The sequence below is a fragment of the Streptomyces vilmorinianum genome (genome assembly GCF_005517195.1).
Taxonomy (GTDB): Bacteria; Actinomycetota; Actinomycetes; order Streptomycetales; family Streptomycetaceae; genus Streptomyces; species Streptomyces vilmorinianum.
Window position 1 is genome coordinate 848,266 of record NZ_CP040244.1, and the last position, 16,308, is coordinate 864,573.

A 16,308-nucleotide genomic window follows, 5' to 3' on the forward strand; every position below is an offset into this window, starting at 1 on the left:
TGGTGTCGCATCCTGGTCATTCGGGCCATTACGGAAGGGGCGTCAGAGATGGGTTTCTCCGTCGGGCGGGGCCGCGGCTACCGCCCCGAGCAGGTCGACCGCCACCTCGCCGCGCTCTCCGGCGAACGGGACGCCGCCTGGGAGCGGGCGGCCCGGCTGACCGTCCTCGCGAAGGAGATGGAGGCGGAGGCGGCCGGGCTGCGGGAGGTGGTGGCGGCGCTCGCCCCGCAGCGGTACGAGTCCCTGGGGGAGCGGGCGCGGACGATCCTCGAGCTCGCGGAGGCGGAGGAGGACAACCTCGTACGCGCCGCGGAGGCCCGGGCGCAGACCCTCGCCGAGGCCGCGGAGGAGGAGGGCCGCGCGGCGGCCGAGGCGGCGCGGGTGTACGCGAACGAGGTGCGGGCGGAGGCGGAGGCGGCGGCCGGCGCGATCCTCGTACGGGCCGACGAGGAGGCCAAGGCGACCCGGGCGGCGGCCCGCCGCGCGGCGGAGGAGCAGCGGGCGGAGGCGCGGGAGGAGTTCGAGGAGGCCGCCCGCCGCGCGGCGGGGCTGCTGAAGACCCGGCGCGCGGAGCAGGCGGCGCTCCGGGAGGAGGCCGAGCGCGAGCGTACGGCGCAGGCGGCGGAGCTGGACGCCCGCCACCAGGAGCTCCTCGCCGACGCGCGGGCCGGCCTGGCGGAGGCCGAACGGGCTCTCGCGAGGACGCGCGAGCAGATCCGCCACGGCCAGGAGGACGCGGAGGCTCGCGCGGCGGAGCTCCTTGCGGAGGCGCGGTCGCAGCAGGAACGGATCGAGCGGGCGACGGAGCGGGTCCTGCGGGAGCACGAGGAGGCGCGGGAGGAGATCCTGGCCCATGTGGACCACATCCGGACGTCGCTGGCGTCTCTGACGGGGCGTACGGCTCTGGCTCTGGAGGACGGTGACGAGGGAGGGGGAGGGGGAGGGGGAGATGGAGACGGAGACGGCTGAACGGCCTGCCCACGGCGGATCGCGGCGCCGTCACCGCCGCGATCTGCTCGCGCTGCCGTTCTTCCGGGCTCCACTGCTCCTCGCGCTACGGGGCGTCCGTGAGCTTCAGGCCGAGGAACCCTCGTCCTGATGCTCCTTGAGGACGGGGAAGCGGCGCGGGGCCAGCGTGAGGAGGACCAGGAGCGCCAGCGCCGCCGCTCCCGCCGCGCCCAGGTACACGTAGTCGACGGCCGCGTCGACCGCGCGGCGCAGGCTGTCGTCGGCGTGGTCCAGGGCGTACGCCAGGCTGTCCAGGTCGGTGGCGCCGCCGAGGCGGGAGGCGAGGACGCCGTTGGCGATCGCGCCGAAGAGGGCCGCGCCGACGCTCTGGCCGACCTGGCGGCAGAAGAGGACGGACGCGGTCGTCGTGCCGCGCTCCCCGTACGGGACGGTCGACTGGACCCCGACGATGAGCGGGAGCTGGAAGAGGCCGAGCGCGCCGCCGAGCAGCAGCATGAGCAGCGCCGGCTGCCAGGGCTCTCCGGGGAAGGGGAGGAAGGGGAAGGCGAGCAGGACGAGGAGCGCGAGGGTGATGCCGACGACCGCGGTGAGCCGGAAGCCGATGCGGGTGTAGATCCGGTTGGAGAGGGCCGCGGTGACCGGCCAGCTGAGGGTCATCGCGGAGAGCACGAAGCCGGCGGCTATCGGGCCGAGGCCGAGGACGGCCTGGGCGTAGGTGGGCAGGAAGACGGTCGGGGCGACCATCAGCAGGCCGAGCGCGCCGAGGGCCAGATTGACCGCGGCGATCGTGCGGCGGCGCCAGATCCAGCCGGGGATGATCGGCTCGGCGGCCCGGCGCTCCACGAGGACCGTCACCCCGGCGAGGGCGAGCGCGCCCCCGAACAGGCCGAGGGAGGGCGCGGACAGCCAGGGCCAGGCGATGCCGCCCTGGACGAGGGCGGTCAGCAGCAGGGCCCCGGTGGCGAAGACGGCGACCGCCCCGGCCCAGTCGACGGGGGGCCGCGTCGCTCCGGCCTCCGTCTTCCCTGCCTGTGCCTTCCCCGCCTGCGCCGTCCGTGCCCGCGTCCGCCCCGCGCCGGTCCGGCCTGCCCGCGTCCGCCCCGCCCCCGCCCTCCCCGGCTCCACGAGATACCGCGCGACCAGCCACAGCGCCACCAGGCCCACCGGCAGGTTGATCAGGAAGATCCAGCGCCAGTCCGCGTACCCCGCCAGCAGTCCGCCCGCCGCCGGGCCCGCGACCGAGGCCGTGGCCCAGACCGAGGAGAGCTTCGCCTGGATCTTCGGGCGTTCCTTCAGCGGGTACAGGTCCGCCGCGATCGTCTGGATCGTGCCCTGGAGCGCGCCGCCGCCCAGGCCCTGGACGATCCGGAACGCGATCAGCGAGCCCATGCTCCACGCCGCCGCGCACAGCAGGGAGCCGATGAGGAAGAGGACGGTCCCGGCGATCAGGACCGGCTTGCGGCCGAAGGTGTCGCAGAGCTTCCCGTACACCGGCAGTGTCACCGTCACGGCGAGCAGATAGCCGGAGAACAGCCAGGAGAAGACCGAGAGACCGCCGAGGTCGCCGACGATCTGCGGCACGGCGGTCGAGACGACCGTGCCGTCCAGCGCGGCCAGGGCCATCCCCAGCATGAGCGCCGCGACGACCGGTCCGCGGCCGCGCGGAGTGGCGACCGGTGCCGCGGCCTGCTCCGCCGTCGTCTCGGACACCCCGGATTCCCCTCCCCGCCCGCCGACGCCACCTGATGGGTCGTACATCTAATTTCGTCGGGACAGCCTCTCACTCGAACCATGGGTGGAGAACCCCTAGGGGTCCCTCCCCCATAGAGGGCAGGGGTCCTTCGTCCCGGCGGAGGACGAGAACGATCGTCCTCGGTCTTTAGCTTGGTCTTACGGAAAACCCCAGGGCGAAGAGTGCGACAGGCCCCAGTGACCCGACGCCCCGCCCTCTCGCAGACTCGGACACGAGTCGGATCCGACACAGACATAGGAGACATACCGTGACTTCGGCTGTGACCATCCCCAGGCACGGGGGCACTGGAGGGCTTACGGCCGTCGCCGCGCGGGCGCGGCAGGTCGTCAAGGCGTACGGCGTGGGCGAGACCCGGGTCGTCGCGCTCGACCATGTCGATGTGGACATCGCCCGCGGCCAGTTCACCGCGATCATGGGCCCTTCCGGCTCCGGCAAGTCGACCCTGATGCACTGCCTCGCCGGTCTCGACACCGTCACCAGCGGCCAGATCTTCCTCGACGAGACCGAGATCACCGGTCTGAAGGACAAGAAGCTCACCCAGCTGCGCCGGGACCGGATCGGCTTCATCTTCCAGGCGTTCAACCTGCTGCCGACCCTCAACGCGCTGGAGAACATCACGCTGCCGATGGACATCGCCGGCCGCAGGGCGGACGCGGCCTGGCTCGACCGGGTCGTGTCCACCGTCGGCCTGGCCGAGCGGCTGGGGCACCGGCCCAACCAGCTCTCCGGCGGCCAGCAGCAGCGCGTCGCCGTGGCCCGCGCGCTCGCCGCCCGGCCCGAGATCATCTTCGGTGACGAGCCGACCGGAAACCTCGACTCCCGCGCCGGGGCCGAAGTCCTCGGCTTCCTGCGGCAGTCGGTCGACGAGCTCGGCCAGACGATCGTCATGGTCACCCACGACCCGGTGGCCGCGTCGTACGCCGACCGCGTCCTCTACCTCGCGGACGGCCGGATCGTCGACGAGATGTTCCGGCCCACCGCCGACGCCGTACTGGACCGGATGAAGGACTTCGACGCGCGCGGGCGGACGTCATGACCGTCCTCAAGACCTCGCTGCGCAACTTCTTCGCGCACAAGGGCCGCATGGCGCTCTCCGCCGTCGCCGTCCTGCTCTCCGTGGCGTTCGTGAGCGGCACGCTCGTGTTCACGGACACCATGAACACCACCTTCGACAAGCTCTTCGCGTCGACGGCCTCCGACGTCACCCTCAGCCCCAAGGACGCGGCGGTCGACGACGAGACGCCGCAGAGCGGCCGCCCCGAGACCCTGCCCGCCTCCCTCGTCGACCAGGTCCGCAAGGCCGAGGGCGTCAAGGACGCCCAGGGCTCGGTCATCTCGCTGAGCGTCACCGTCGTCGACTCCGGCGACAAGAACGTCGGGCCCACCAGCGGCGCCCCGACGATCGCCGTCAACTGGGGCCCCAACGAGCTGCGTTCGGTGGACATCACCTCCGGCCACGAGCCGCGCGGGCCCACCGAGATGATGGTCGACGCCGGCACCGCCGAGAAGCACAAGCTGAAGATCGGCGACGAGCTGCGCACCATCGCCGTCACCGGTGACTTCACGGCCCGGATCTCCGGCATCGTCGAGTTCAAGGTCACCAACCCCGGTGCCACCGTCGTCTACTTCGACCTCGCCACGGCGCAGCGTGAACTCCTCGGCAAGGAAGGCCTGTTCACCCAGATCACGGCCGACGCCGCCCCCGGGGTCAGCGACGAGACGCTCAAGAGCAACATCGCCGCGACGGTCGGCGGCGGCTACACGCTGCAGACCGCGGCCGAGGTCGCCGACGCGGGCCGCGAGGACGTCGCGGGCTTCCTCGACGTCATGAAGTACGCGATGCTCGGCTTCGCCGGAATCGCCTTCCTCGTCGGCATCTTCCTCATCGTCAACACCTTCTCCATGCTGGTCGCCCAGCGCACCCGCGAGATCGGCCTCATGCGGGCCATCGGCTCCAGCCGCAAGCAGGTCAACCGCTCCGTCCTCGTCGAGGCGCTGCTCCTCGGCGTCGTCGGCTCGATCGCCGGTGTCGCGGCGGGCGTCGGACTCGCGATCGGCCTGATGGAGCTCATGGGCTCCATGGGCATGGAACTGTCCACCGAGGACCTGACCGTCAAGTGGACGACCCCGGCCGTCGGCCTCCTCCTCGGCATCGTCGTCACCGTCCTCGCCGCCTACATCCCGGCCCGCCGGGCCGGCAAGGTCTCCCCGATGGCCGCCCTGCGCGACGCCGGGACCCCGGCCGACGGCAAGGCGGGCCTGGTACGGGCCGGGCTCGGCCTGGCCCTCACGGCGGGCGGCGCCGCCGCGCTGTGGACGGCGACCCAGGCGGAGAAGGCAGGCACCGGGTCCCTCTGGCTCGGCCTCGGCGTCGTCCTCTCCCTCATCGGCTTCATCGTCGTCGGACCGCTGCTCGCGGGCGGGGTCGTCCGGGTCCTCGGCGCCGTCGTCCTGCGGATCTTCGGCCCGGTCGGGCGGATGGCCGAGCGCAACGCGCTGCGCAACCCGCGCCGTACGGGCGCCACCGGCGCCGCCCTGATGATCGGCCTCGCGCTCGTCGCCTGCCTCTCGGTGGTCGGCTCGTCGATGGTCGCCTCGGCCACCGAGGAGCTGGACCGCTCGGTCGGCGCGGACTTCATCGTCCGGTCCACCAACGGGCAGCCGGTCATGCCGCAGGCCCAGGCGGCCCTGGAGAAGACCCCGGGCCTGGACCACGTCACCGAGTACAAGTGGGTCGAGGCGAAGATCACCGACCCACGGGGCAAGACCGTGGACAAGGGCGTGGTCGCCGCCGACCCGACCTACGCGAAGGACCTGCGCCGCGACACGACCGCCGGCACGCTCCTGGACGCGTACGGCACGAACGCGATGTCGGTGGGCAGCGACTACGCGAGCGAGCACGGAGTGAAGGTCGGCGACGAGCTGACCGTCGCCTTCAAGGGCGGCGAGAGCGCGAAGCTCAGGATCGCGGCGATCACCTCGGACGAGAACAACGTCGACAAGGGGGTGATGTACACCAACATCACCACCGCGGAGCGCTACCTCCCTGCCGAGAAGATGCCCAAGAGCGTGATCATGTTCGCGACCGCCGAGGACGGCAAGGAGGCGGAGGCGTACGCGGCCCTGAAGTCGTCGCTCGCCGCCTACCCGCAGTACAAGGTGAGCAACCAGGCCGACTACAAGCAGGACCTGAAGGACCAGGTCGGCCAGCTCCTGAACATCGTGTACGGGCTCCTCGCCCTGGCGATCATCGTCGCCGTGCTCGGCGTGGTGAACACGCTCGCGCTGTCGGTGGTCGAGCGGACCCGGGAGATCGGCCTGATGCGCGCCATCGGCCTCTCGCGCCGCCAGCTGCGCCGCATGATCCGCCTGGAGTCGGTGGTCATCGCCCTCTTCGGCGCCCTCCTGGGCCTCGCCCTGGGCATGGGCTGGGGCACGGCGGCCCAGAAGCTCCTGGCCCTGGAGGGCCTGGGGGTCCTGGAGATCCCGTGGCCGACGATCCTGACGGTCTTCGTCGGCTCGGCGTTCGTGGGCCTGTTCGCGGCCCTGATCCCGGCGTTCCGCGCGGGCCGGATGAACGTCCTGAACGCGATCGCGACCGAGTAGCGGCGCGGAGTCACGGGGGTACGGCCCCGGTCCGGCATCGCCCGATGCCGGACCGGGGCCGCCGCGCGTGCGTCTGTCAACCGGTGTCGCGCGCGTCCCACCCGCCGCCGCGGGTTTTCGGGCGCGGCTCCCGGCGGGGCGTCGTAGGGTGGGACTACCCCCGGCCCGTGAGACGTGTCGGGCTGTTCGCGTTGCCCACCCCCCGTAACCCCCGGGATGGAAGTCCATGAGTTTGCACGGTCTGCTTGATGTAGTCGTCAAGGACGCGGCCCTCGCCGAGGCGGTGAAGGCCGCGGCGGACGGCAACCGCATGCATGTGGACCTGGTCGGGCCCCCGGCCGCGCGCCCCTTCGCCATCGCCGGGCTCGCGCGGGAGGCCGGGCGGCCCGTGCTCGCCGTCACCGCGACCGGGCGGGAGGCCGAGGACCTGGCCGCCGCGCTGCGCAGCCTCCTCGACCCGGACACGGTCGTCGACTACCCCTCCTGGGAGACCCTGCCGCACGAGCGGCTCTCGCCCCGCTCCGACACCGTCGGCCGCCGCCTCGCCGTGCTGCGCCGCCTCGCGCACCCCTCCGCCGACGACCCGTCCGCCGGCCCGGTGTCCGTCGTCGTCGCGCCCGTACGGTCGGTGCTCCAGCCGCAGGTCAAGGGGCTCGGAGACCTGGAGCCCGTCGCCCTGCGCACCGGGCAGACGGCGGACCTGAACGAGATCGTGGAGGGCCTCGCGGCCGCCGCGTACTCCCGGGTGGAGCTGGTCGAGAAGCGCGGCGAGTTCGCCGTGCGCGGCGGCATCCTGGACGTCTTCCCGCCGACCGAGGAGCACCCGCTCCGGATCGAGTTCTGGGGCGACGACGTCGAGGAGATCCGTTACTTCAAGGTCGCCGACCAGCGCTCCCTGGAGGTCGCCGAGCACGGCCTGTGGGCCCCGCCCTGCCGTGAGCTGCTCCTCACCGAGGACGTGAAGCAGCGGGCCGCCGCCCTCGCGGAGCTCCACCCCGAGCTGGGCGAGCTTCTCGGCAAGATCGCCGAGGGGATCGCGGTCGAGGGCATGGAGTCCCTCGCCCCGGTCCTCGTCGACGACATGGAGCTGCTGCTCGACGTGCTGCCCAAGGGCTCCATGACGATGGTCTGCGACCCCGAGCGGGTCCGGACGAGGGCGGCGGACCTCGTCGCGACGAGTCACGAGTTCCTGCAGGCGTCCTGGGCGGCCACCGCGGGTGGCGGCGAGGCCCCGATCGACGTCGGCGCGGCCTCCCTGTGGGGGATCGCGGACGTACGGGACCGGGCGCGCGAGCTCGGCATGATGTGGTGGTCGGTCTCGCCGTTCGCCGCGGACGAGAGCGCGGACGACTCCGACGCGGACACGATGAAGCTCGGGATGCACGCCCCGGAGACGTACCGCGGCGACACCGCCCGCGCGCTCGCCGACACCAAGGGCTGGCTCGCCGACGGCTGGCGCACGGTCTACGTCACCGAGGCGCACGGCCCGGCGGCCCGCACGGTCGAGGTCCTCGGTGGCGAGGGCATCGCGGCCCGCCTCGACGCCGACCTGGCCGAGATCTCCCCGTCCGTCGTCCATGTGGCGACGGGCTCGATCGACTACGGCTTCGTCGACCCGGCCCTCAAGCTCGCCGTCCTCACCGAGACCGACCTGTCCGGCCAGAAGGCGGCCGGCAAGGACGGCCGGCGGATGCCGGCCAAGCGCCGCAAGACCATCGACCCGCTGACCCTGGAGGTCGGCGACTACATCGTGCACGAGCAGCACGGTGTCGGCCGCTACATCGAGATGGTCCAGCGGACCGTCCAGGGCGCCACCCGCGAGTACCTCCTCGTCGAGTACGCCCCCGCCAAGCGCGGCCAGCCCGGCGACCGGCTGTACATCCCCACCGACCAGCTGGAGCAGGTCACCAAGTACGTGGGCGGCGAGGCGCCGACCCTGCACCGGCTCGGCGGCGCGGACTGGACGAAGACCAAGGCGCGCGCGAAGAAGGCGGTCAAGGAGATCGCCGCCGACCTGATCAAGCTGTACTCCGCCCGGATGGCGGCGCCCGGCCACGCCTTCGGCCCCGACACCCCCTGGCAGCGGGAGCTGGAGGACGCCTTCCCGTACGCGGAGACGCCCGACCAGCTGTCCACCATCGCCGAGGTGAAGGAGGACATGGAGAAGACGGTCCCCATGGACCGCCTGATCTGCGGCGACGTCGGCTACGGCAAGACGGAGATCGCGGTCCGCGCCGCGTTCAAGGCGGTCCAGGACGGCAAGCAGGTCGCCGTTCTCGTACCGACGACGCTCCTCGTGCAGCAGCACTTCGGGACGTTCTCGGAGCGGTACTCGCAGTTCCCCGTCGTCACCCGCGCGCTCTCCCGTTTCCAGACGGAGAGCGAGTCGAAGGCGACGATGGAGGGCCTGCGGGACGGCTCGGTCGACATCGTCATCGGCACGCACCGCCTGTTCTCGTCCGAGACGAAGTTCAAGGACCTCGGTCTGGTCATCGTCGACGAGGAGCAGCGCTTCGGTGTCGAGCACAAGGAGCAGCTGAAGAAGCTGCGGGCCGACGTCGACGTCCTGACGATGTCCGCGACCCCCATCCCCCGTACGCTCGAGATGGCGGTCACCGGCATCCGCGAGATGTCGACGATCACCACCCCGCCGGAGGAGCGGCACCCCGTCCTCACCTTCGTCGGCCCGTACGAGGAGAAGCAGATCGGCGCGGCCGTACGCCGTGAACTCCTGCGCGAGGGCCAGGTCTTCTACATCCACAACCGCGTCGAGTCGATCGACCGGGCGGCGGCCCGGCTGCGGGAGATCGTCCCGGAGGCGCGGATCGCGACCGCTCACGGTCAGATGGGCGAGAGCGCCCTGGAGCAGGTCGTCGTCGACTTCTGGGAGAAGAAGTTCGACGTGCTCGTCTCGACGACGATCGTCGAGTCCGGCATCGACATCTCCAACGCCAACACGCTGATCGTGGAGCGTGGCGACAACTTCGGCCTGTCGCAGCTGCACCAGCTGCGCGGCCGCGTCGGCCGGGGGCGGGAGAGGGGCTACGCCTACTTCCTCTACCCGCCGGAGAAGCCGCTCACCGAGACCGCCCACGAGCGGCTCGCGACGATCGCCCAGCACACCGAGATGGGCGCGGGCATGTACGTGGCCATGAAGGACCTGGAGATCCGCGGCGCGGGCAACCTGCTCGGCGGCGAGCAGTCCGGCCACATCGCGGGCGTCGGGTTCGACCTGTACGTACGGATGGTGGGCGAGGCGGTCGCCGACTACCGCGCCTCCCTGGAGGGCGGTGTCGAGGAGGAGCCGCCCCTGGAGGTCAAGATCGAGCTCCCGGTCGACGCCCATGTCCCCCACGACTACGCGCCGGGCGAGCGGCTGCGTCTCCAGGCGTACCGCGCGATCGCCTCGGCGAACACGGAGGAGGACATCAAGGCGGTACGGGAGGAGCTCACCGACCGCTACGGCAAGCTCCCCGAGCCGGTCGAGAACCTGCTCCTGGTCGCCGGTCTGCGGATGCTGGCCCGCGCCTGCGGCGTCGGCGAGATCGTCCTCCAGGGCCCGAACATCCGCTTCGCGCCGGTGGAGTTGCGCGAGTCGCAGGAGCTGCGCCTGAAGCGCCTGTACCCGCGCACGGTCGTCAAGCCGGCCGTCCACCAGATCCTGGTGCCGCGCCCGACGAGCGGGAAGATCGGCGGGAAGCCGGTGGTGGGGCGCGAACTGCTGGCGTGGACGGGGGAGTTCCTGACCACGATCCTGGGCTCGTAGACGAGGGTTGCCAGGGTTCCGGGGGCCGGGGGCTGGGGTCCGGGGTCCGGGTCCGAGTACGGGTCCGAGTACGGGTCCGGGTCCGGGTACGGGTCCGGGGTCCGGGGGCCGAGTTCCGGGGGCCGGCCGCGCTCGGCCGGCCCCCGGAGGTCCCGTCAGAGCGCGTCGAGGTCGAGTGCCTCGGCCATGGCGCGGAAGCCCGCGTCGTTCGGGTGGAGACGGTCGCCCGAGTCGTACGCGGGGAGCAGCGCGTCGCGGTCCGTCGGGTCGGAGACCGCGCGGTCGAAGTCGACGACGGCGTCGTACGCGCCGGAGTCGCGGATCCACTCGTTGACCGCGTCCCGCTTGGCCTCGTTGGCCGGGGTGTCGTAGAACGAGCCCTTGATCGGGGTCAGCGTCGCGCCGACGATCTTGAGGCCCTTGGCGTGGGCCTGGCGGATCAGTGAGCGGTGGCCCTCGATGAGCTGCTCGACCGAGACCTCGGGGGTCGGTCCGCCCGGGAAGGACGGGCCGCTGCCTCCGATGTCGTTGATGCCTTCGAGGACGATGACCGTGCGCACGCCCGGCTCGGTGAGCACGTCCTTCTTGAAGCGCTCCACCCCCTTCTCGCCCGCCCAGGTCGTGTCGTTGGTGACCTGGTTGCCGCCGATGCCGTGGTTGAGGACGCTGCGCGGCCTGCCGGCGGCGGCGAAGCGTTCGGCCAGCTCGTCGGGGTAGCGGTTGTCGGCGCCGAGGCCCGAGCCGACGCCGTCGGTGATGGAGTCGCCGAAGGCCACGACGCCGTCCCGGCGCGCGGGCGCGCCGCCGCTCACCTCGACGCCGGACAGGAAGTACCAGGAGTGGCTGGACTCCTTGAACGCCGTCCCGTCCTGGTCGGAACGGTGGTCGCCGTCCGCCCGGTAGCTGGTGGCGGCGGAGAAGGTGTGGAAGGTGGCCGGCCCGGTGGGGGCGGCCAGGTAGAGGGTGACGGTCAGCGATTCCAGGGCCTCGACCCTGATCGGGACGCCGTCGCTGTACGCCGTCCCGCCGGCCGGGATCGTCACGGACCGGCCGCCCTTGCCGAAGGACAGCTGCCGGACCGAACCGGGCTTCACGGAGGCGCCCTTGTCCGTGCGGGCGACGGTCGCGCCGGTGATGACCAGCGGGCCCGTGCCGTACCGGTTGGAGAGCTCGATACGGGCCTTGGTGCCGCCGGTGGTGACGCGGACGACCTGGCGGACCGTGTGGTTCGAGAAGCCCTGCTGGGACCAGTTGGGCCCGAAGGGCGCCGTCGGGTGCTGGACCGAGGTGGCCCAGGCGCCGCGCCACGCGCCGCCGCCGTGCTGCTCCGACGCCATCGCGCCGTCCGCGAGCGGGAGCGCCGTCAGGGCGGCCGCGCCTAAGAGTGCGACAGCCGTGTGTCGCGTGCGTCGCGTGCGTCGTATGGGCGTCGTGGAGGTCACGGGGGCCAGGGGGGTCATGGGAGTCATAGGAGCCATGCACGTGGTCAAGCGCGGACCGACTCCGGCTATTCCCCGGGCGCTTGGGGACCGCCGGCCGCGAACAGCAGCCCCGCGAGCGTGCGGAAGACCTCCTCGGGGTCCCGGTCGCCGACCGGGCCCGCGAGGTTGTGGCTGAGCAGCAGCGTCGCGAAGCCGTGGGCCAGGGACCAGGCCGCGACGCCCGCGAGGCGCGGATCGGGACCGCGGCCGTCGGCGGACACGCCCGCGACGCCCGCCCGGAGCCGGTCGCCGGCGCGTTCCTTGGCGGCGAGCAGCTCCGGGTCGTCGGGCCGGTGCAGGTCCGGCTGGAACATCACCTGGAAGTGCGCCGGGTGCTCGGTGGCGAACCGTACGTACCGCACCCCCGCGTCCTTCAGGTCCTTCGCCTCGCCGAGCGCCTGCGCCAGCAGGTCGAAGCCCTCGGTCGCGACGGCCGTCAGCAGGCCCGCCCGGTCCTTGAAGTGGTGGGCCGGGGCCGCGTGCGAGACGCCCGCGCGGCGGGCCAGGTCGCGCAGGCTCAGGGCGGAGGGGCCCTCGGTGGCGATGACGTCCAGGGCGGCGGTCAGCACCGCCTGCCGCAGGTCGCCGTGGTGGTAGGTGCGCCGGCTGCTCATGAACAGCAGCCTACGCCGAATCTAGGCATTGACAAGTTCGAGGCCGCGAGGGCAATCTAGTCGGTGTCAAGATGAGTGAGTGACGGAGCGACGGAGGAGACGGACATGGAGCCCGGACGCGTACGGCAGATGTGGCACCTGCTCGAACCGCTGCACGCGGTTCTCTACTACGCCCCCGAGGCCTTCGACGAGGCCCTGGCGCTGGGCTACGACGTCAAGGAGCGCTGGCCCGGCTACTTCGCCTGGCGCGCCGCGCCCCTCGGCCCGGCCGGGGCCGAGCGGATCGGCTCCGCCTTCTACAGCTTCAGCCCGCAGATGGTGGCCCGGTACGTGCCGGAGGTCTGGCGGACGGCCGCGCCCGCCGACGTGCTCGACGCCCGGCTGCGCGCCGTCGACCTCGCCTATCGCTCCCTGCTCGGCGCCGAGACCGTCGACGGGCCCGAGCTCGCCGAGGCCGCCGCGCTCGCCCGGCGGGCCGCCGAGGCCGCCGTGACGGCCGGGCGCCCGCTCGCCGCCGCCAACGCCGAGCTGCCCTGGCCCGACGCCCCGCACCTGGTCCTCTGGCAGGCCGCGACGATCCTGCGCGAGCACCGCGGCGACGGGCACCTGGCCGCGCTCCTCGCCGCCGGACTGGACCCTGCCGAGTCGCTGGTCTCCTTCGCGGGGGTCGGGGCGGCCTCCGAGCAGACCTTCACGAGCCGCGGCTGGAGCGAGGCCGAGTGGGCCGCCGCCCGCGAACGCCTGGCCGCCCGCGGCCTGCTCGCCGCCGACGGCGCGGCCACCGAGGCCGGCCGCGCCCTGCGCGCGGAGGTGGAACTGCGTACGGACGTCCTGGCCGCCGGCCCCTGGGCCGCCCTCGGTCCCGAGGCCACCGCCCGCCTCGCCGAACTCCTCGGCGGGCCCTGGCTGACCGTCATCGGCTCCGGGCTGCTGCCGGGCGAGAACACGCTGGGGATCGGGAAGATCTGACCGAACCGGCCTGGACACACCGAGGCCGCGGGGCGCCCTGGGGGCGCCCCGCGGCCGGAGGCGTGTGGGGGTTGTCAGCTCGGCGGCTGCTCCGGCCTGTCCGGCATGCCGAGGGTGCCCTCGATCTTCTGCTGGGCCTGGTCGACCTGGCCCGTGTACTTGTTCCCGGTCTTCTCGTTGATCGTGCGCTCTGCGGCGTCGGACGCCTGGCGGGCCTGGTCCTCGTGCCCGCGCACCATGCCCTTGAGCTTGTCCATGATCCCCATGGGTGTTGACTCCTTCGGAAGGGGACATACAGCGCATTCGACGCTACGCGCCCCCCGTCGATTCCGCGCGCCGAACGACGCAATGGTCTGGACCACGAGGGCCTGTGGCTAGGATCCGGACGTGCCCAGCTACCGCAGGACCCTCCCCCTCGCCGCACTTGCCGCCGCCGTCCTCATAACCTCCGGCTGTACGGCGCCCCCTGACGGCTCCACGGCCGAGGGCGCCCCCGGCGCGGGCCGCGGCGGCTCCGCGCTCGCCGCCGTGGACACCCTCACCGTCAAGGGGCGCGCCCCCAAGACCGGCTACGACCGGGAGAAGTTCGGCCGCGCCTGGGCCGACGTCGACGGCAACGGCTGCGGGACCCGCGACGACATCCTCAAGCGCGACCTCGCCGAGGTCCGCTTCAAGGACCGTGACTGCAAGGTCGCCTCCGGCGTCCTCGCCGACGACCCGTACACCGGGGACCGTATCGACTTCGTGCGCGGCCGCAGCAAGGTCGACATAGACCATCTCGTCGCACTTTCCGACGCCTGGCAGAAGGGTGCCCAGCAGTGGGACGCGGAGAAGCGGCGCCGCTTCGCCAACGATCCGCTCAACCTGCTCGCCGTCGACTCGACCGCCAACCGCCGCAAGTCCGACGGGGACGCCGCGACCTGGCTGCCGCCCAACAAGGCGTACCGCTGCACGTATGTCGCCGCGCAGGTCGCGGTGAAGAAGAAGTACGGGGTGTGGGTCACCCGGGGCGAGCGCGACGCGATGAAGAAGGTCCTCGGCGGCTGCCCGGACCAGCGGCTCCCGTAATTCGGTTGGGGTGGATGCGAACGACCGTTAGCCTCCCCTCCCATGGAGCTGAAGATCACGACTCTCGCCGAGCGCCCCGGACTTCAGGCGCAGATGTGGGCGATGAAGGACCTCTGGCCGGAGTTCATACTCAACGACCCGATCGGCTGGTCCCATTTCCCGCGGATCGTCGCCGAGCTGCCTGAGTACGTCCTGGTCGCCACCGACGCCGAGGACAACGTCGTCGCACGTGCCTTCAGCGTCCCCTTCCGGCTCCACGCCGAGGGCCGCGGCGAGCTGCCCGCCACCGGCTGGGACCAGGTCCTGCTCTGGGCGTTCTCCGACCGGCGGCTCGGGCGTGAGCCCGACACCGTCAGCGCGATCGAGGTCTGCGTGGCCACGGACGCCCTGGGCCAGGGGCTCTCGGGGAAGATGCTGGGCGCCATGCGGGACAACGCCCGCCGCCTCGGCTTCTCGGAGGTCGTCGCACCGGTCCGCCCCAACGCGAAGCACCTGGAGCCCGCGACCTCCATCCATGAGTACGCCTTCCGTACCCGCGAGTCGGACGGCCTGCCGCACGACCCCTGGCTGCGCGTCCACGTCCGGGCGGGCGCCACGGTGGAGAAGGTGGCCCCGGCCTCGATGACGGTCTCGGCCTCCGTGGAGCAGTGGCGCGCCTGGACCGGGCTGCCGTTCGACACGGACGGCCCGGTGGAGGTCGAGGGCGCCCTGGTGCCGGTGCACTGCGAGGCCTCGCGCGGCTTCGCCGTGTACGTCGAGCCGAACGTATGGGTCCGCCACCCGCTGTAGGCCCGTCGGTTGCGGGGCGGACCGACCCGGGGGAGACGCTCGGGGGCGCGGGATGTACCGTACGGCGTCCCCGTCGTACGTCCCCGCCCCGAGAGGTCCCCCGATCGTGAACGAAGCCGTCGCCGTCGAGAGCACGGAGCCGCCGGCCCCCGCGGCCGTCGTCACGGAGCCGCCGGCCCCCGCGGCTCCCGCGGCCGCCCTGCCCGGGATACGCGCCCGGCTGGCGCTCGCCGTCGTCCCGCTGCTGAGCCTCGGGGTGTTGGGCGTCGTCCCCTCCCTCGTCCTCGCCCTGCGCCGGGGAACGCGCGGGGACTGGCTGGCCGCGGTCGCCTTCACGGCGGTGACGGTCGGCTGGTGGTTCCAGGTCGGGCTGACCCCCGAGGGCACCCGGGGCGCCCAGTTCGCCCTGGACGTCCTGCTGCTGTTCGGCTCCACGGTCGGCGCGGCGGTGCACTGCCTCGTCGTCCGGTCCTCGAAGACGGCGGTCGAGGCCCGATGAAGACCCGTCGCACCTGGCGCAACTCGGCCAAGAGCTCTGATTCCCCCACGCCTTCCGCCGTCGCGCGGGTGCTCGCCGGGATCGCCGGCGCGCTCCGTGGCCGGGCCGGCTGGACGACGGCGAGCGCCGCCGTCGTGATCCTCGGGCTCCTCGGGGTCTGGCTCTTCGTCGGCGGCGGTCAGGACGGGCCGCCCGACCCGCGGGCACGGCAGTACAAGGACTTCGACGCCTGTCTCCTCACCGACGAGAAGGGCATCGTGACCGGCGCGCCGGCCGCCCCCGTCTGGGAGGGGATGCAGGAGGCGTCCGGCGACACCCAGGTTCGGGTCACGTTCGTGCCCGTCATGGGGGAGCAGACGCTCGCCAACGTACAGCCGTTCTTCAACGGTCTGATGCAGCGCCAGTGCGATGTCGTCCTCGCGTCCGGCGCCCCGCAGGTGAAGGCCGTCGAGGAAGGTGCCGGGAAGCACCCGAAGGTCCGGTTCGTCGTCGTCGACGGCTCGAAGAAGGCCGGAAATGTCACGCTCGTGACCTCCGGCAAAACCCTCAAAAGCGCTGTAGCGGACGCTGTCAGACAGGCCGTCAAGGACTCCGGACTGTAGAGGTCAAGCCGCGGGTTCCTTGCGTTGGGTAAAGATCTTATAAACTGCCCGACCTCAAGTGGAACTGGTGTACCCACTTCGGGCAGGCTCACGAGGCTTTATTGGCATCGTAAGTAGAGGCTCGCCCATGCGCGTTCGTTGGGTCCGTAGCTCTCGCCTGTCTCCACCGGGTCGCACCGGTAGACGACGCAG

General features: G+C 72.4%; 13 protein-coding genes. 9 read left to right on the forward strand and 4 right to left on the reverse strand.

The annotated features are described in order from the left end of the window. Window positions 1-48: 48 nt before the first annotated feature. Entirely contained in the window at window positions 49-969 is a 921-nt protein-coding gene (locus FDM97_RS04150; protein ID WP_137988911.1) for a coiled-coil domain-containing protein, read from the forward strand. Between the two features lie 105 nt (window positions 970-1,074). Here FDM97_RS04150 and FDM97_RS04155 read toward each other — a convergent pair whose 3' ends face one another. Continuing rightward, window positions 1,075-2,727 (reverse strand): MFS transporter, encoded by a 1,653-nt coding sequence (locus tag FDM97_RS04155; protein ID WP_137988912.1) that lies wholly within the window; start codon window positions 2,725-2,727, stop codon window positions 1,075-1,077. A gap of 242 nt (window positions 2,728-2,969) precedes the next feature. Between FDM97_RS04155 and FDM97_RS04160 the strand changes: the two genes are divergently transcribed. The 3 genes from FDM97_RS04160 to mfd all read left to right on the forward strand — a co-directional run bounded on the left by FDM97_RS04160 (window position 2,970) and on the right by mfd (window position 10,094). Further along, window positions 2,970-3,758: an ABC transporter ATP-binding protein gene (locus tag FDM97_RS04160; protein ID WP_137988913.1), complete on the forward strand. Its 789-nt coding sequence runs from the start codon at window positions 2,970-2,972 to the stop codon at window positions 3,756-3,758. Then, window positions 3,755-6,328, forward strand: coding sequence for an ABC transporter permease (locus tag FDM97_RS04165; protein WP_137988914.1), 2,574 nt, complete (start codon window positions 3,755-3,757; stop codon window positions 6,326-6,328). Before FDM97_RS04160 ends, FDM97_RS04165 begins: the two co-directional genes overlap by 4 nt. A gap of 226 nt (window positions 6,329-6,554) precedes the next feature. Continuing rightward, complete coding sequence (gene mfd, locus FDM97_RS04170) at window positions 6,555-10,094, forward strand: transcription-repair coupling factor (protein ID WP_137988915.1); 3,540 nt, start codon at window positions 6,555-6,557, stop codon at window positions 10,092-10,094. A 155-nt stretch (window positions 10,095-10,249) separates the two neighbouring features. Here mfd and FDM97_RS04180 read toward each other — a convergent pair whose 3' ends face one another. Together FDM97_RS04180 and FDM97_RS04185 are read right to left on the reverse strand one after the other, a co-directional pair. Further along, complete coding sequence (locus tag FDM97_RS04180) at window positions 10,250-11,431, reverse strand: SGNH/GDSL hydrolase family protein (protein ID WP_254705491.1); 1,182 nt, start codon at window positions 11,429-11,431, stop codon at window positions 10,250-10,252. Window positions 11,432-11,601: 170 nt separating this feature from the next. Continuing rightward, window positions 11,602-12,189: a TetR/AcrR family transcriptional regulator gene (locus FDM97_RS04185; protein ID WP_137988917.1), complete on the reverse strand. Its 588-nt coding sequence runs from the start codon at window positions 12,187-12,189 to the stop codon at window positions 11,602-11,604. Window positions 12,190-12,294: 105 nt separating this feature from the next. Between FDM97_RS04185 and FDM97_RS04190 the strand changes: the two genes are divergently transcribed. Beyond that, the gene (locus FDM97_RS04190; RefSeq protein WP_137988918.1) at window positions 12,295-13,158 is read left to right on the forward strand and encodes an SCO6745 family protein; all 864 of its coding nucleotides are present in this window, start codon (window positions 12,295-12,297) and stop codon (window positions 13,156-13,158) included. Between the two features lie 74 nt (window positions 13,159-13,232). On the opposite strand, the gene FDM97_RS04195 is transcribed toward FDM97_RS04190, so the two are convergent. After that, entirely contained in the window at window positions 13,233-13,424 is a 192-nt protein-coding gene (locus tag FDM97_RS04195) for an antitoxin (protein WP_137988919.1), read from the reverse strand. Window positions 13,425-13,545: 121 nt separating this feature from the next. On the opposite strand from FDM97_RS04195, the gene FDM97_RS04200 reads away from it, so the two are divergent. From FDM97_RS04200 to FDM97_RS04210, 4 genes are all read left to right on the forward strand, one after another. Beyond that, entirely contained in the window at window positions 13,546-14,226 is a 681-nt protein-coding gene (locus FDM97_RS04200) for an HNH endonuclease family protein (RefSeq protein ID WP_137988920.1), read from the forward strand. Window positions 14,227-14,268: 42 nt separating this feature from the next. Then, entirely contained in the window at window positions 14,269-15,015 is a 747-nt protein-coding gene (locus tag FDM97_RS04205) for an N-acetyltransferase (RefSeq protein ID WP_137988921.1), read from the forward strand. A 106-nt stretch (window positions 15,016-15,121) separates the two neighbouring features. Then, window positions 15,122-15,514, forward strand: a complete 393-nt coding sequence (locus FDM97_RS35675; protein WP_175439031.1) for a hypothetical protein — start codon at window positions 15,122-15,124, stop codon at window positions 15,512-15,514. Further along, window positions 15,511-16,116 carry a type 1 periplasmic-binding domain-containing protein gene (locus FDM97_RS04210; protein ID WP_137994646.1) on the forward strand — a complete coding sequence of 202 codons (606 nt, stop codon included), beginning with the start codon at window positions 15,511-15,513 and terminating at the stop codon, window positions 16,114-16,116. The genes FDM97_RS35675 and FDM97_RS04210 overlap by 4 nt, the downstream gene beginning before the upstream one ends. Window positions 16,117-16,308 lie beyond the last annotated feature (192 nt).

Bases quoted from the DNA above. Each gene is read 5' to 3' on its own strand.
- FDM97_RS04205 (WP_137988921.1), top strand. From the start codon at position 14,269: ATGGAGCTGAAGATCACGACTCTCGCCGAGCGCCCCGGACTTCAGGCG.
- FDM97_RS04165 (WP_137988914.1), top strand. From the start codon at position 3,755: ATGACCGTCCTCAAGACCTCGCTGCGCAACTTCTTCGCGCACAAGGGC.
- FDM97_RS04155 (WP_137988912.1), bottom strand. From the start codon at position 2,727: ATGTACGACCCATCAGGTGGCGTCGGCGGGCGGGGAGGGGAATCCGGG.
- FDM97_RS04190 (WP_137988918.1), top strand. From the start codon at position 12,295: ATGGAGCCCGGACGCGTACGGCAGATGTGGCACCTGCTCGAACCGCTG.
- FDM97_RS04150 (WP_137988911.1), top strand. From the start codon at position 49: ATGGGTTTCTCCGTCGGGCGGGGCCGCGGCTACCGCCCCGAGCAGGTC.
- mfd (WP_137988915.1), top strand. From the start codon at position 6,555: ATGAGTTTGCACGGTCTGCTTGATGTAGTCGTCAAGGACGCGGCCCTC.
- FDM97_RS04195 (WP_137988919.1), bottom strand. From the start codon at position 13,424: ATGGGGATCATGGACAAGCTCAAGGGCATGGTGCGCGGGCACGAGGAC.
- FDM97_RS04210 (WP_137994646.1), top strand. From the start codon at position 15,511: ATGAAGACCCGTCGCACCTGGCGCAACTCGGCCAAGAGCTCTGATTCC.
- FDM97_RS04180 (WP_254705491.1), bottom strand. From the start codon at position 11,431: ATGGCGTCGGAGCAGCACGGCGGCGGCGCGTGGCGCGGCGCCTGGGCC.
- FDM97_RS04185 (WP_137988917.1), bottom strand. From the start codon at position 12,189: ATGAGCAGCCGGCGCACCTACCACCACGGCGACCTGCGGCAGGCGGTG.